This window comes from Nonomuraea turcica (genome assembly GCF_030718205.1).
Taxonomy (GTDB): Bacteria; Actinomycetota; Actinomycetes; order Streptosporangiales; family Streptosporangiaceae; genus Nonomuraea.
The window spans coordinates 388,639-403,771 of the sequence record NZ_JAUZQF010000010.1 but is presented as its reverse complement, the minus strand read 5'-3'; the positions used below and the strand labels follow the sequence as shown (position 1 = coordinate 403,771).

The window sequence follows — 15,133 nt, the reverse complement described above, 5'->3', positions numbered from 1 at the left end:
GTCCCACAATGCGTAGAACGAATGAGGGGCCATGAAAGGTCGCGTGCTGGTCGTCGACGACGACGCCGCTCTCGCCGAGATGCTCGGGATCGTGCTGCGGGGAGAGGGCTTCGAACCATCCTTTGTCTCAGACGGCGACAAGGCCCTCGACGCGTTCCGGGATACACGCCCGGACCTGGTGCTGCTCGACCTGATGCTGCCCGGAGCGGACGGCATCGACGTCGCGCGCAGGATCAGGGCTGAGTCGGGGGTTCCGATCGTCATGCTCACGGCGAAGAGCGACACGATAGACGTCGTGCTGGGCCTGGAGTCCGGCGCCGACGACTACATCGTCAAGCCGTTCAAGCCGAAGGAGCTGGTCGCACGGGTGCGGGCGAGGCTTCGCCGCACCGACGAGCCGACCCCGGAGATCCTGCAGATCGGCGACATCACCATCGACGTGGCCGGTCACTCGGTCAAGCGGGGCGAGGAGACCATCAACCTCACGCCGCTCGAGTTCGACCTGCTCGTCGCGCTGGCCCGCAAGCCGCGCCAGGTGTTCACCCGCGAGGTCCTGCTCGAGCAGGTCTGGGGCTACCGGCACGCGGCCGACACGCGGCTGGTCAACGTGCACGTCCAGCGACTCAGGGCCAAGATCGAGAAGGACCCCGAGCACCCCGAGATCGTCGTCACGGTCCGCGGCGTGGGCTATAAAGCCGGCCCCGCCTGACCTTCGCCTCCCCCTGACATGCCCCCGACGAAGCAGAAGAGGTCCCGCCGACGGACACTCCGCCAGATTCTCGGCGGAGTCCGCCGGCGGGTGCGCCGTGCGGCCGGCCGGGCCCGCCGCGTCTGGCGGCGCTCGCTCCAGCTCCAGGTGGTCACCAGCACGCTGGTGATCTCCATGGTCGTGATGGTGGTGCTGGGGGTGTTCCTGTCCACCCAGATCAACAAGTCGGTGGTCGACAGCAGGACCCGGTCCTCTGCCAGCGAGGCGATGGCCGACCGCCTGCAGATCGCCGACGCGCTGGCCCCCGAGGTGGACGACCAGGCGGCCAAGGTCGCCGACGGCGGCAAGATGTCGGCCAACCCGCTCGACGACGTCATGGACACCGTCACCGGCTCCGCAGACGACGGCTCAAAGAAGCGCTACGACGTGCTGATACTCAACGAGGCCAGCCCGGGCCAGTCCCGCGCCTCGGGCACCGTCGTGCCCGCCAACGTGCCGCACAACGTCAGCGCCGGCGTGCGGCGCAACGTGGAGAAGCTGGAGTACGGCAAGACCGTCCACTCCATCGACCGGATCATGTTCAGCGGCCAGAGCCAGCCCCGGTTGACGTTCGTGGTCGGCGGCGTCGTGCACTCCTACACCGGCGACAACTACGAGGTCTACCACTTCTTCCCGCTCGACGAGGAAGAGGAGCTGCTGTCCAGCGTCCGGCTGGCCCTCGTCGTGGTGGGCCTCGGGCTCGTGCTGCTGCTGGCCGCCATCGCCTACCTGGTCGCCCGCCAGGTCGTCACCCCGGTACGGCTCGCCAGGCAGGCCGCCGAGCGGCTGGCCTCCGGCAAGCTCGACGAGCGGCTCAAAGTGCGCGGTGAGGACGACCTCGCCCGGCTGGCGAACTCGTTCAACGAGATGGCCGCGAACCTGGCGCTCAAGATCCACCAGCTTGAGGAGCTGTCGCAGGTCCAGCGGCAGTTCGTCTCGGACGTCTCGCACGAGCTGCGCACCCCGCTGACGACCGTGCGCATGGCCGCCGACCTGCTGTACGACGCCCGCGAGGACTTCGACCCGATGGCCGCCCGCTCGGCCGAGCTCATGCAGGCGCAGCTGGAGCGGTTCGAGTCGATGCTGGCCGACCTGCTGGAGATCAGCCGCTACGACGCCGGCGCCGCCACGCTGGACCTCGACTCCGTGGACGTGCGCCGGGTGGTGCTGCGCGCGATCGAGGACTCCGAGGCGCTGGCCGAGCGGCACGGCACCCGCTTCGACCTGCGACTGCCCGCCGAGCCCTGCATGGCGGAGATCGACAACCGCAGGGTCGAGCGGATCCTGCGCAACCTGCTGTTCAACGCCATCGAGCACGGCGAGGGCAGGGAGATCGTGGTGACCGTGGGCGCCGACCGGGACGCCGTGGCCGTCGCCGTACGAGACCACGGGATCGGCCTGAAGGCGGGCGAGGACACCATGGTCTTCGACCGGTTCTGGCGGGCCGACCCGTCGCGGGCGCGGACCATCGGCGGCACCGGCCTCGGGCTGGCGATCTCCCGCGAGGACGCCACGCTGCACGGCGGCTGGCTGCAGGCCTGGGGGCAGCCGGGCGAGGGCTCTCAGTTCAGGCTGACGCTGCCCAGGACGGCCGGGGCCGAGCTGAAGGGCTCGCCGCTGTCGCTGGTTCCGCCGGAGATCGAGATGCGGCGTACGTGGCGCGGGGCGATGACGCCCGTGCTGCTGCCTGCTTCGGGGGACGTCCATGACGAGGATTAGGCGGCTCTGGGTGGTCGTCGTGCTCGCGGCCGCCGTGGTCTGCGCCGGCTCGGGCTGCACCGTGATCCCGGTGAGCGGCCCGTACACCATGAACGACGCCGCCGGCGCCGACCCGCTGACCAAGCCGTTCCAGCGCATGATCGCCACCTCGCCGCAGCCCGGCTGGGGTATCGAGCAGACGATCAGGGGCCTGCAGGCCGCCATGGCCGCCTACGCCGACGACCCGACGGTCCTGCCCCAATACCTGACCGCCGAGGCGCTGAAGGGCTGGACCCCTTCGGGGGCGGTGACGGTGCTCGACGACCATCTGCAGGTCGACCTGCCCGAGCAAGACGGCGCCGCGTCCGCGCAGCGGGTCACGCTCAAGGCCAAGCAGGTGGCCTACATCGAAGAGGACGGCACCTACGTGCCGCAGTCCGGGAACTGGGGAAGGCCCTTCGACCTGGTCAAGGTCAAGGAAGGCGGCTATCGGGTCAGCGGCCTGCCCGATGGGCTCATCCTCACCAGGTCGGACGTGGAACGCGCGTACCGGCCGACCAAGCTTTACTACCTCAACGGCAGCACGCAGGACAGGCTCGTCGTGGACAACGTGCGCCTGCGGCTGAAGCCGGCGGAGACGTACGCGAAGATCATACTCGAGCGCCTGCTGAAGCAGCCGAGCGGGGCCCTGGTGGGCGCGGCGACCACGGCCTTCCCGCCCGGCACCAAGGTCGAGTCGGTCAGATCGGCAGAGGACGAGAGCGTGGTGATCAACCTCTCGGGCCCGCTGGACCTTTTGGACCTGAGCGGCGAGGACGCCCTCATGGCGCAGATCAGGTACAGCCTCAACAACAACGACGTGGCCAAGGGCCGCAGCATTTCGGTGCTGGTGGACGGGGAGCCGTACACGAGCCACCACCCCAACACCGACGACCAGCGCTGGCTGGACAACCCCGGCAACAGCGCCTACTACGTCAGCAACGGCGCCGTCCACTACCTGACGAAGGACGGGCCGGGCGGCGCCGTGGCGGGACCGGCCGGCGAGCAGCGCCAAGGCTACTCCGACTTCGCCATATCCAAGAAGGGCGCCTACGTCGCGGCCAGGACCTCCACCGGCATCTCGGTGGCCCCCCTCGCGCAGGGAGGGCAGTGGCAGGAGGTCATCCAGGGAACCGACCTGACGCCGCCGTCGTGGCACCGGGACGGGTCGTTGTGGACCTTCGACCGCAAGAACAGGGCCGTGCTGCGGTACGACCCGGCAGCCAAGCGTGGGCCGGAAACGGTGTCCGCGCCCGGGGTGGAGAAGCTGGACGTCACCAACCTGCGCGTCGCCAGGGACGGAGTGCGGGTCGTGGTGACGACCGGCAAGAACACCGTCTGGCTCGGCGCGCTGACGGTCATGGGAGGGCTCGAGCTGAGCAACCTCCGGTCCCTGACCACGACCGAGGCGGGGGACGAGATCCGGGATGCCGCGTGGCGAGATGACGAGCATCTGCTCGTGCTGGTCCAGACCAAGGCGGGGCAGATACTGAACGAGATCGACGTCGGTGACGGGGCGGTCGTCGAGATTCCGCTGAAGGATCCGCTCCAGGCCCTGGCGGCGCTGAACGAGCGCGTCCTGGCGGAGTCCGAGCCGGAGAAGAAGGGGCAGGGGTCCAAGCTCCTGGAGCTCAACGAGGACCAGAGCTGGACCTCCAAGATCGACTCTGACGTCGAGACCCCGCTGTTCCACCTGGGCTGAGGCCAGAGCCCCGGGCCGGCGTCCCTGCCCGGTGGTCATGTGGTCGTGGGGGATGGCGGGCGGGAATTGTCGGTGGTGGGCGGCATGCTGGGCCGCGTGCTGAGCGTCGTGCTCGATCTCGTCCTGCCGCAGACCTGCGCCGGCTGCGGTGCCAAGGGGGCGCGTTGTTGCGGCCGCTGCCTGGCCGAGCTGACCGCCCGGCCGGCCCGGCGCCTGCCCAGGCCGCGGCTGCCCGGCACGCCGGACTGCTGGTCGGCGAGCCCCTACGAGGGGGCGGTGCGCAAGGCGATCGTGGCGTACAAGGAGCGGGGCGCGGTGGCGCTGGCCAGCGTGCTGGCGGAGGCGCTGGCCTTCACCGCCCTCACGGCGATCGGCCGCACCGGCGCGCCGTGGGCGGCACGGGGGTTCGCCGTCGTGCCGGTGCCCAGCGGGCGGGCGAGCATCGGCGCCAGAGGGCATGACCCGGTGGGCGGGTTGGCAGAGCTGGCGGTGCGCAGGCTGCGGATGTTCGGCGTCCCCGCGGTGCCGTGGGCGGCGCTGAGCCAGGCACGGCGGGTGGTGGACCAGGCGGGCCTGAGCTCGCCGCAGAGGGTCGCCAACCTCGCCGGGTCCCTCAGAGTCGCGCTCGCCGCGAAAGGGCCTCCAGTGGCCTCTGTGCTGCTCGTGGACGACATCATCACGACCGGCGCCACCCTCGTCGAGGCCGCCAGAGCGCTGCGAGCGGCCGGGGTGAGCGTGCCCATGGCCGTGACTGTCGCGGCGACACGCCGAAGATCTTGAAAAGCATTACGGTCACGGTGAGTAAAGAAAGATCCAAATCAACAGTCTCACCGGAAGGTCACATGTCACTTCCTCCGGGTGCGTGGTGGGGCAGCTAGGCGGAAGGGAAGCCCGTCCTGGTAAGGGTTGCCGATCGGTTAAATGGGGTATCAAACAGGCCTCGCGGACCATCCGAAAATCACGGAAAGTGATCCTTTGGCCGATCCTCCGGCTGACATTCGCCCTGGATGCGGATAGCGTTCTGACATGGCACCCGTTCGGGTCCGTGGTTGCGCAGGGTCGGGGCTCCCGGCTCTGCTAGCCGATGCCAGCCGCAGGCAAAACGGTCCACGTAAGGCGACTCTTTGTCGACCGATCACGGTGCGGCTTAGGGGTAAGTCCTGCCTTCCCGAGGGGTCAGATACCCCTCGCCAGAAGAGAAGGGCAGTAGTGGCAACAGAGCTGCGAAATCCTCAGCAGGCGGATGTGGGGTCGAAGACCAGGTCGGCCGGACGGGTGCCACCCGAGTTCCCGCAGACCGTGAGTCGGAAGAGGGTAACGGTGACAGAAAGGCAGACAGAAGACCCCGCCCGGCAAGCACGTCGTCGGGCGCTCTTGCTCAGTCGTTAGACCGAAAGGGGGGCTGTTGCATGGACATCATCGTCAAGGGCCGGCACACCGGAGTGAGTGACCGGTTCCGTGACCACGTGACGACCAAGCTGGCCAGGATCGAACGTCTGGACAACAAACTCATCCGAGTTGATGTGGAGGTGTCGAAAGAACGCAACCCGCGCCTTGCCAGTCAGCGCGAGCGCGTAGAGCTCACCATTCACTCCCGAGGACCGGCCATCCGCGCCGAGGCCTCGGCCGACGACCGATTCACAGCCCTCGACGTCGCCCTCGACAAGCTGGAAGGCCGCCTCAGGCGGCTGGCCGACCGGCGCAAGGTCCATCACGGCAGCCACTGCCCGCCCTCTGTGGCGGAGATCACCGCGACGCTCCCCGAGGCCGCAGGCCTGGCACCGCGGAAGGAGGCCCTCGTCCCCGAGCAGGCGGAGCCGAGCGAGGACGAGCTGCAGGAGCGCAGCGACCAGCTCTACGACGACATCGTCCCGATCGAGATGGACGGCGAGGGGCCACTCGTCGTCCGGGAGAAGTTCCACAAAGCGGAGCCCATGACCATCGACCAGGCTCTGCTCGAGATGGAGCTGGTCGGGCATGACTTCTACCTGTTCCGCGACAAGGAGAGCGGCCAGCCGAGCGTCGTCTACAACCGACGCGGGTACAACTACGGCGTGTTGCGGCTCGTAGAGCCCTGATCGCGCGCTAAAAGATCTTCTCGACCACCCAAGAACCGCTGGTTACATGCCATCATGGCGGTTCAACGGCTCTGGCCCCCCCGACGAGGAGGAGACGTGAGCGAGCTCAGTCAGGTTCGGATGAGCGAGCGAAGTGCGGGCGCGAGGCGGATCAGGGAGGCCTCGTGACCGAAACAGGCGAGGCTCGCACGTCAGCGAGCGAGCCGATCCGCGTGCTGATCGTCGACGATCACGAGCTGATCAGGCGAAGCCTGGCGCTGGCGCTGGCCGCTGAACCCGACATCGAGGTGGTCGGTGAGGCGAGCGACGGGCAGGAGGCGGTCGAACTCGCCGATCGCCTCATGCCTGACGTCGCGCTCATGGACGTGCGCATGCCACGGCAGGACGGCATCGAGGCGGCGAAGGGCATCAAGGCCTCCGTCCCGAGCACCCGCATCATCATGCTGACGGTGAGCGACGAGGAAGAAGACCTCTTCGAGGCCATCAAGGCAGGTGCCACCGGCTATCTGCTCAAGGACGTCCAGATCAACGACGTCCCCGCCGCGGTGCGCGGCGTGCACGAGGGCCAGTCGTTAATCAACCCGGCGATGGCGGCCAAGCTCATCAGCGAGTTTCAAAACATGAGCCGCAAGGAGTCCGAGCGCCCGCCCCAGCTGCCCGTGCCCCGTCTGACGGACCGGGAGATGGAGGTCCTGCGACTGGTGGCCAAGGGCATGAACAACCGTGAGATCGCCAAGCAGCTATTCATCTCCGAGAACACCGTGAAGAACCACGTACGCAACATTCTCGACAAGCTGCAGCTGCACTCGAGGATGGAGGCCGTGGTCTACGCGGTGCGGGAGCGCATGCTGGAGATCACGTAGCGAGGTCGTGGCCCGCTGGATCGTCCAGCGGGTTACGGGCCGGCCGTGTTGAGGATCGGCACGAGCTCTGGCGGGTCGGCGCGTTCGACGCGGATCGCGTCGCAGCCCACCCACTCGGCGGCCGACCACAGGGCATCGGCTAACGCGCCGGCCCACTTGGCCGGGGACAGGCCAGGTTCCAGGCTGACCTGCCTGGCCACCAGGGTGGAGCCCTCGCGGGCCGGGTCGACCCTGCCGATCAGCCGGCCGCCGGCCAGCACCGGCATCGTGAAGTAGCCGTGGACCCTCTTGTGCTTGGGGACGTAGAGCTCCAGTGTGTAGGTGAAGCCGAAGACGCGCTCGGTGCGGCCACGGTGCCAGATGAGCGAGTCGAACGGCGACACCAGCGTCGTGCGGTGGCGGCCACGCGGCTCGGACTCCAGGGCCGCGGCATCCGCCCACGCGTTGGCCTGGCCCTTCTTGCCCGGCCAGCCCGCGACGGTCACCGGCGTCAGTCCGGCCGCGCCGCTGAGCAGCACGTCGTCGAGTATCGCCGCGTAGCGGCCCTTGAGCCGCAGGAAGTCGATCAGGTCGGTCCTGTTGGCCACGCCGAGCGAGCGGCCGGCGATGGCGGCCAGGCGGACGACGCACTCCTCGTCCGTCAGGTCCTCGGCGAGGAGGTCGGCGGGGACCACGCGCTCGGCCAGGTCGTAGACGCGGCGCCAGCCGACGCGGCGGCTGCAGACCAGCTCGCCGATGTCCAGCAGCCACTCCAGGCCGATCTTGGAGTCCGACCAGTCCCACCAGGGGCCGCCGTTCTTGGCGCCGCCCACGTCGGAGGTCATCAGCGGGCCCGACTCGCGCACCTGCTCCAGGAGCTTCTCGACGTTGTCGGGGACCTCGTGCCAGCGGTATTTCCGGTCGCGGTAGGCGCGGCGGCGGAACGCGTAGAGCGGCCAGTGCTCGATGGGCAGGATGCAGGCCGCGTGGCACCAGTATTCGAAGCTCTGGGCGGGGTTGTGCCAGTAGGCGCGCTCGACCTTGGCCCGGCCCACCGCGCCCAGGCGCGCGTAGGCGACCAGCTCGTGGGAGCGGGCCAGGACCGAGATCGTGTCGAGCTGCACGGCGCCCAGCCTGCGCAGCATGGCGTGCACCCCGCCTTGGCGCGGCGCGGCGCCGATCAGGCCTTGCGAGCGCAGGATGATCCGGCGTGCTTCGTCGGCCGTCAGGTCCGTCGGGCCGGTCATGTCAGCGTTCGTGTAGGGCGATGCATACGCTGAAATCTAGCGCCGGGCACCGACAAAACGGGGGAACGCAAAAGGCGGGCAACCGATGGGGTTCGGGTGCCCGCCTGTGAAGCGCGGTTCAACGATGATCTTCGGCGCGCATGCCTACGCGAGGCGCGTCGATCACGACATCGGTGAAGATGTCGAAGACGAGAGCGAGGATGCCGCCAACGACGAAGAGACCGGCGCCGACCCAGATGAGCGTCCAACTGGTGGCGACCAGCCCGAAGCCGGCGGCGGTGAATCCGACCAGCATGATGGTCACCGCCAGCCACGATGACGCACGCCCGCCGTGGCTGCCCAGATTCTCCGTATGCTCCGACTTCTTCCCCTCAACCATGACCAATCCTTCCTTTGCCGGTTTTGCCGCTATTGATGCGGGCCGGCGCTCAACCGGCATACCCTCTGCCTTGCCCCCATTCTCCCAGACGCGTACCGCGCCCTTGTCGGCACGGTGGCTGTGTCTGGTTGCTGAACCGCCTACGATGGCAGGCGGGGAAGTTTGTCTCGGCCTCTCCTCCTGGCGGCGCCGCCGGGGTAGACCTGCGAGGAGCTTTACATAAAGTGGCAGCCATTCTCGACAAGATCCTACGTGCCGGCGAAGGCAAGATCCTGCGCAAGCTCAAGCGGATCGCAGACCAGGTCAACTCCATAGAGGACGACTTCACGAGCCTGTCCGACGCGGAGTTGCGCGCGATGACGGACGAATTCAAGCAACGCTACGCGGATGGCGAAACGCTCGACGATCTGCTTCCCGAGGCGTTCGCGACCGTGCGCGAGGCGTCCCGCCGCGTGCTCGGCCAGCGGCCCTTCGACGTGCAGATCATGGGTGGCGCGAACCTGCACATGGGCAACATCTCAGAGATGAAGACCGGTGAGGGCAAGACCCTCACCTGCACGCTGCCCGCCTACCTTAACGCGCTGGCGGGCAACGGTGTGCATGTCATCACCGTCAACGACTACCTGGTCAAGGTCGGCGCCGAGAACATGGGCCGGATCTACCGGTTCCTCGGCCTCGAAGTCGGCATGATCCTTGCGGGTCAGCAGCCCGACGAGCGCCGTAAGCAGTACCAGGCGGACATCACCTACGGCACCAACAACGAGTTCGGCTTCGACTACCTGCGCGACAACATGGCGTGGTCGCTCGAGGAGTGCGTGCAGCGCGGCCACCACTTCGCGATCGTGGACGAGGTCGACTCCATCCTGATCGACGAGGCCCGCACGCCGCTGATCATCTCCGGCCCCGGCGAGCAGTCCGGGAAGTGGTACCAGGAGTTCGCCAAGATCGTGCCCCGCCTGCGCAGGGGCGTCGAGGCGAAGAACCCGGGCGAGGAGAGCACCGGCGACTACATCGTCGACGAGAAGAAGCGCACGGTCGGCATCCTGGAGGCCGGCGTCGAGAAGGTCGAGGACTGGCTCGGCATCGACAACCTCTACAAGCCGGAGCACACCCACCTCGTCGGCTTCCTGAACAACGCGCTCAAGGCCAAGGAGCTGTTCAAGAAGGACAAGGACTACATCGTCGCCGACGGCGAGGTCCTGATCGTCGACGAGTTCACCGGCCGCATCCTGCACGGCCGCCGCTACAACGAGGGCATGCACCAGGCCATCGAGGCCAAGGAGAGCGTGAAGATCAAGGACGAGAACCAAACTCTCGCCACGGTCACGCTGCAGAACTACTTCCGCCTCTACGAGAAGTTGTCCGGCATGACGGGCACCGCCGTCACCGAGGCCAACGAGTTCCACCAGACGTACAAACTGGGTGTCGTCCCGATCCCCACCAACCGGCCGATGATCCGCAAGGACCAGGCCGACGTGGTCTACAAGACCGAGGACGCCAAGTTCAACGCGGTGGTAGAGGACATCAAGGAGCGCTACGAGGCCGGGCAGCCGGTCCTCGTCGGCACCACCTCGGTGGAGAAGTCCGAGCGGTTGTCCAAGGCGCTTAAGCGCCGCGGCGTGCCGCACGAGGTGCTCAACGCGAAGAACCACGCACGCGAGGCCGCGATCATCGCCGAGGCGGGCCGCAAGGGTGCCGTCACCGTCGCCACCAACATGGCCGGTCGAGGCACCGACATCATGCTCGGCGGCAACTCCGAGTTCCGCGCCGACCTCGAGCTGCGCCAGCGCGGGCTCGACCCGATCGAGACGCCGGAAGAATACGAGAAGGCCTATCCCGAGGCGCTGGAGAAGGCCAGGGCGGCGGTCAAGGCCGAGCACGACGAGGTCACCGCACTCGGCGGCCTCTACGTCCTCGGCACCGAGCGGCACGAGTCGCGCCGCATCGACAACCAGCTCCGCGGCCGCTCCGGCCGACAGGGTGACCCCGGCGAGTCGCGCTTCTACCTGTCGCTTGGCGACGACCTCATGCGCCTGTTCAACTCGGCCAGGGTCGAGATCATCATGACCCGGCTGCAGATCCCCGACGACCAGCCGATCGAGTCGGGCATCGTCTCCAAGGCCATCGCCTCCGCCCAGCACCAGGTCGAGCAGCAGAACTTCGAGATCCGCAAGGAAGTTCTGAAGTACGACGAAGTGATGAACCGCCAGCGCAAGGTCATCTACGCCGAGCGCCACCGCGTGCTCGAGGGCGCCGACCTGCACGAGCAGGTGCAGGGCTTCATCGGCAACGTGATCGACGGTTACGTCCAGGGCGCCACGGCCGAGGGCTTCGCCGAGGAGTGGGACCTCGACAAGCTGTGGAAGGCCTTCGGAGAGCTCTACCCGGTCTCGGTCCGGATCGACGACCTCGTCGAGGAGGCCGGCGGCCGCGAAGAGCTCAGCGCCGAGTTCATCAGCGAGAAGATCAAGAACGACGCGCTGGAGGCGTACGCCCGGCGCGAGGAGGAGTTCGGCGCGGAGGCCATGCGCGACATCGAGCGCCGGGTCATTCTGTCCGTCCTCGACCGTAAGTGGCGCGAGCACCTCTACGAGATGGACTACCTGCGCGAGGGCATCGGCATGCGGGCCTACGCGCAGAAGGACCCGCAGATCGAATACCAGCGTGAGGGCTACGAGATGTTCACCGCGATGCTCGAGGGCATCAAGGAGGACTCCGTGGGCTTCCTGTTCAACCTCGAGGTCGAGGTGCAGGAAAACCCGATCGTGGAGGAAGAGGACGCGGTCATCGCGGAGACCCGTTCGATCATCGCGCGCGGGCTGCGCGGTCCTGAGCGGCCGGCCGAGCTCGAATACACCGCGCCCGGTGAGCAGGGCGGGGTCGAGCACACCAAGGTGCGCACCACTCAGGAGGAGCGGGCCGCGTACGGGAACGTGGAGCGCAACGCGCCGTGCCCGTGCGGGTCCGGCAAGAAGTACAAGCGCTGCCACGGCGACCCGAAGCACGCGGCCTGATCATCCGGGCCATTCGCCAGGACCCCCGCCTTCACCAGCCAAGAAGGCGGGGGTCTTCGTTGTGCTACGCGGTCTCGAAATCGGTGCACAGCCAGTGGACGCCGCGGCGTTCCAGCCGTACGGCGAGGACGTGGTTACGCTCGCCGCAGTGGACGAGCACGCACATCTCGACCGCCCCGTCCCGGGGTTCCTTCACGTGCATGCTCCCGGCGAACGGCGTGCGGCTCGTCCGGATCATTCGTCCCGCCTTGAGTAGCTCGCGGTAGGCCCGGGAGGTGAGCCGGTCGGCGAGGGTCTCCGGGGCCCGCCGGCCCGCGAGCACCTCGGCCAGGGCCTGCCCGAAGTGGCGCAGCTTGCGTTCGTCCGGCGTGGCGCCCGGCGGTCCCCATATCAGGGGCTGGCTGTCCAGGGCCAGGGCTCCGTCGACCTGCGGGTTCTGCGGTGCTGCCGACACGCGTCCTCCAAATTCCTGGGCGGGAAACAATCGCCTATAAGAGTTTTCGGCTCGGCCGGGATATACGGAGGCCGCCAGCTTCCATGGCTTCCAATCCCTTTTGTACGTTCCGGCGAGGAAAGTGATAGGCGAGTTGGGTCCCTTCGCCGTTGTTATGGGCCGGGGTCGCCGGACGCTATGACTCGCCCGTAACCTCGCGGCCGGGTGTGGGCAGGTTCAGGGCGCGGATGAGCACGGAGAAGATCACGTAGTAGATGAAGAAATAGGCGATCCCAAAGGCGATGAGCAACCCCAGGCCGTGCGTGTTCGACTTGCTGGCGTTCAGCAGCAGGTCGATGGCGCCGCCCGAGAACGTGAAACCCAGGCGGACGCCCAGCTCGGCCATCAGCGCCATCGACAGGCCCGTCAGGACGGCGTGCACGGCGAAGAGCACCGGCGCCACGAAGATGAAGGCGAACTCCAGCGGCTCGGTGATGCCGGTGACGAAGGCCGTCAGACCGGCCGACAACATGATCCCCCCGACCGGACGGCGGCGGTCGGGCGGGGCGGCCCGCCACATGGCGATGGCCGCGCCCAGCAGGCCGAACATCATGACGGGGAAGAAACCGGTCATGAAGCTGCCCGCGCCTTGTTCACCGGCGAAATAGCAGTTCAGGTCCCCGGCGGCGTCGCGGATCGCGCCGTTCACGCCCGCGTGGCACTCCGGGAGCGTGAACCAGACGATGGTGTTGAGGAAGTGGTGCAGGCCCACGGGGATGAGCAGGCGGTTGGCGACGCCGTAGATGCCGGCGCCGGCGGTGCCGTGGGCCGAGAGCCAGTCGCCGGCCGCGGTCAGCCAGTCGCCGACCGGACGCCACAGCAGGCCGAAGGCCACGCCCAGGAGCAGGGCGGCGACGGCGGTGACGATGGGGACCGAGCGGCGTCCTCCGAAGAAGGCCAGCCACGCCGGCAGTTTGAGCCGGTAGAAGCGCTGCCACAGCAGGGCGGCGGTGATGCCGATGACGATGCCACCGAGGACGCCCGTCGGGTTCTGCGCGCCGACGTTGAGCGTATGGGAGCCGTCCCGCAGGACGAGCAGGACCTTGTCATAGACGGCGCCTTCGCCCGCGTCGAAGAACAAGGTCTTGGTGACGCGGTCGAAGACGAGGTAGCCGACGACGGCGGCGAGCGCGGTGGTACCGTCGGACTTGTGCGCGAAGCCGATCGCCACACCCACCGCGAACAGCAGCGGCAGATTCTCGAAGAGGGCGCCGCCGGCCGCCGCCAGCACCTTCGCCACGGGAAGCAGCCACGGCAGCACGCCGCCGAGGCCGTTCGCGCCGAGGAGGTCGTCCTGGCCGAAGCGGAAGAGCAGGCCGGCGGCGGGCAGGACGGCGATGGGCAACATGAGCGAGCGCCCGATGCGCTGCAGCACCCCGAAGATCGATGACCAGGCTGATGACTGGGCCGAGCCGCCGCCCATCGCCGCACTCACCCCCGCTCGGTGATCCGTTCGCAGGGGAATGGTGGGTTCCTACCACGGGCACCCGGGGAGAAAACCGCGCTAGGTCGCGCCCGGGGCGACCCGGCCGGTCTCGCCCGAGTCGACGTCGGGCTCGGCCTCCCGGCCGGGGGTCATGATGTCGAGGCGGCGGATCAGGAACGTGAACACCACGTAGTAGACCGCGCCGTAGATCAGGCCGAGCAGCAGGATGCCGGGCAGGTTCTCGGTGTTGGACTTGCTGGCGTTCAGCAACATGTCGAGCAGCCCGGCCGAGAACCCGAAGCCCAGTTGCCCGCCGATCAGCGTGGTCAGCGCCATGGCCAGCCCAGTCAGGACTGCGTGCACGGCGAACAGCAGCGGCGCCACGAAGATGAAGGCGAACTCGATCGGCTCGGTGATGCCCGTGACGAACGACGCCAGCGCCGCCGACAACATGATGCCGCCCACGCTCGCGCGCCGGTGTTTGGGCGCCGCTCGCCACATGGCCAGGGCGGCGGCGGGCAGGGCGAACATCATGATCGGGAAGAAGCCGGCCATGAACTGGCCGGAGTGCGGCGCGCCACCGAAATAGCAGTTCCAGTCGCCGCCGAGCACGCGGCCGCCCACGTCGCACTGCGGGACGACGTACCAGACGACCGAGTTGACGAAGTGGTGCAGGCCGAGCGGGATGAGCAGGCGGTTGATCAGGCCGTAGATGCCGGTGCCGACGGGGCCGATCGCGGCCAAGGCCTCGCCGCCGTGCCGGATCCACTCGCCGATCACCGGCCAGAGCCAGCCGAAGAGCACGCCGATGACCAGCGCGACGATGGAGGTGATGATCGGCACGAACCGGCGCCCGCCGAAGAACGCCAGCCACGACGGCAGCTTGATCCGGTGGAAGCGCTGCCACAGCAGCGCGGCGACCAGGCCTATCACGATGCCGCCGAGCACCTTGGTGGGGTTCTGCATGCCGTAGTTGATGATCTCTACGACGCCCTGGTCCTGGACCTCCTTGATCGAGACGGTGTCCCGGATGCCGGAGCCGAAGAACATGACCTTGGTAACGCGGTCGAAGACCAGGTAGCCGACCACGGCGGCGAGCGCGGTGCTGCCGTCGGACTTGCGGGCGAAGCCGATCGCGACGCCCACGGCGAACAACAGGGGCAGGTTCTCGAACAACGCCGCGCCGGCCGCGGCCAGCACCTCGGCGACCTGGTTCATCCAGGCGAAGCCCGCCACGTCGGCCAGCCCGCCGGGCTCGCCGCCGTTGGAGCCGAGCATGTCGGGCTGCCCGAAGCGCAGAAGCAGGGCGGCCGCGGGCAGGGCCGCGATGGGCAGCATCAGGGAGCGGCCCAGCCGCTGGAGCACGGTCATGACGCGCGCGAGCGGCGAGGGCCGGGCGGCGGCGGTCTCGTTCACCGGCGTTCCTCCGGGGGGGTGGGATCCGGGGGCGACCCCGGCAGCGTACGG

The 15,133-nt window shown here is 68.3% G+C and carries 12 protein-coding genes; 7 read left to right on the top strand and 5 right to left on the bottom strand.

The genetic code is table 11. The features are described from left to right. Positions 1 to 31 precede the first annotated feature (31 nt). The 6 genes from mtrA to Q9G87_RS27115 all read left to right on the top strand — a co-directional run bounded on the left by mtrA (position 32) and on the right by Q9G87_RS27115 (position 7,128). Positions 32 to 709, top strand: coding sequence for an MtrAB system response regulator MtrA (mtrA, locus tag Q9G87_RS27140; RefSeq protein WP_043620615.1), 678 nt, complete (start codon positions 32 to 34; stop codon positions 707 to 709). Between the two features lie 18 nt (positions 710 to 727). After that, positions 728 to 2,467, top strand: coding sequence for an MtrAB system histidine kinase MtrB (gene mtrB / locus Q9G87_RS27135; RefSeq protein WP_371825830.1), 1,740 nt, complete (start codon positions 728 to 730; stop codon positions 2,465 to 2,467). Beyond that, the gene (locus Q9G87_RS27130) at positions 2,454 to 4,187 is read left to right on the top strand and encodes an LpqB family beta-propeller domain-containing protein (protein ID WP_305919292.1); all 1,734 of its coding nucleotides are present in this window, start codon (positions 2,454 to 2,456) and stop codon (positions 4,185 to 4,187) included. The genes mtrB and Q9G87_RS27130 overlap by 14 nt, the downstream gene beginning before the upstream one ends. Positions 4,188 to 4,226: 39 nt before the next feature. After that, positions 4,227 to 4,967, top strand: a complete 741-nt coding sequence (locus Q9G87_RS27125) for a ComF family protein (protein WP_305919291.1) — start codon at positions 4,227 to 4,229, stop codon at positions 4,965 to 4,967. A 629-nt stretch (positions 4,968 to 5,596) separates the two neighbouring features. Next, the gene (gene hpf, locus Q9G87_RS27120; protein ID WP_305919290.1) at positions 5,597 to 6,265 is read left to right on the top strand and encodes a ribosome hibernation-promoting factor, HPF/YfiA family; all 669 of its coding nucleotides are present in this window, start codon (positions 5,597 to 5,599) and stop codon (positions 6,263 to 6,265) included. A 164-nt stretch (positions 6,266 to 6,429) separates the two neighbouring features. Then, the gene (locus Q9G87_RS27115; protein WP_305919289.1) at positions 6,430 to 7,128 is read left to right on the top strand and encodes a response regulator; all 699 of its coding nucleotides are present in this window, start codon (positions 6,430 to 6,432) and stop codon (positions 7,126 to 7,128) included. A gap of 32 nt (positions 7,129 to 7,160) precedes the next feature. Here the strand turns inward: Q9G87_RS27115 and Q9G87_RS27110 are convergent, their stop codons facing one another. Then, positions 7,161 to 8,354, bottom strand: a complete 1,194-nt coding sequence (locus Q9G87_RS27110; protein ID WP_305919288.1) for a winged helix-turn-helix domain-containing protein — start codon at positions 8,352 to 8,354, stop codon at positions 7,161 to 7,163. A 118-nt stretch (positions 8,355 to 8,472) separates the two neighbouring features. Then, entirely contained in the window at positions 8,473 to 8,793 is a 321-nt protein-coding gene (locus tag Q9G87_RS27105; protein ID WP_305919287.1) for an HGxxPAAW family protein, read from the bottom strand. A 164-nt stretch (positions 8,794 to 8,957) separates the two neighbouring features. On the opposite strand from Q9G87_RS27105, the gene secA reads away from it, so the two are divergent. Further along, the gene (gene secA, locus Q9G87_RS27100) at positions 8,958 to 11,747 is read left to right on the top strand and encodes a preprotein translocase subunit SecA (protein WP_305919286.1); all 2,790 of its coding nucleotides are present in this window, start codon (positions 8,958 to 8,960) and stop codon (positions 11,745 to 11,747) included. A 64-nt stretch (positions 11,748 to 11,811) separates the two neighbouring features. Here secA and Q9G87_RS27095 read toward each other — a convergent pair whose 3' ends face one another. The 3 genes from Q9G87_RS27095 to Q9G87_RS27085 form a co-directional block, all read right to left on the bottom strand. Further along, complete coding sequence (locus tag Q9G87_RS27095) at positions 11,812 to 12,201, bottom strand: Rv3235 family protein (RefSeq protein WP_305919285.1); 390 nt, start codon at positions 12,199 to 12,201, stop codon at positions 11,812 to 11,814. 175 nt (positions 12,202 to 12,376) lie between these two features. Then, the gene (locus Q9G87_RS27090; RefSeq protein WP_371825829.1) at positions 12,377 to 13,675 is read right to left on the bottom strand and encodes a PTS transporter subunit EIIC; all 1,299 of its coding nucleotides are present in this window, start codon (positions 13,673 to 13,675) and stop codon (positions 12,377 to 12,379) included. 69 nt (positions 13,676 to 13,744) lie between these two features. Next, entirely contained in the window at positions 13,745 to 15,082 is a 1,338-nt protein-coding gene (locus Q9G87_RS27085) for a PTS transporter subunit EIIC (RefSeq protein ID WP_371825828.1), read from the bottom strand. Between the last annotated feature and the right edge of the window lie 51 nt (positions 15,083 to 15,133).

Bases quoted from the DNA above. Each gene is read 5' to 3' on its own strand.
- Q9G87_RS27105 (WP_305919287.1), bottom strand. From the start codon at position 8,793: ATGCCGGTTGAGCGCCGGCCCGCATCAATAGCGGCAAAACCGGCAAAG.
- mtrA (WP_043620615.1), top strand. From the start codon at position 32: ATGAAAGGTCGCGTGCTGGTCGTCGACGACGACGCCGCTCTCGCCGAG.
- Q9G87_RS27130 (WP_305919292.1), top strand. From the start codon at position 2,454: ATGACGAGGATTAGGCGGCTCTGGGTGGTCGTCGTGCTCGCGGCCGCC.
- mtrB (WP_371825830.1), top strand. From the start codon at position 728: ATGCCCCCGACGAAGCAGAAGAGGTCCCGCCGACGGACACTCCGCCAG.
- Q9G87_RS27110 (WP_305919288.1), bottom strand. From the start codon at position 8,354: ATGACCGGCCCGACGGACCTGACGGCCGACGAAGCACGCCGGATCATC.
- hpf (WP_305919290.1), top strand. From the start codon at position 5,597: ATGGACATCATCGTCAAGGGCCGGCACACCGGAGTGAGTGACCGGTTC.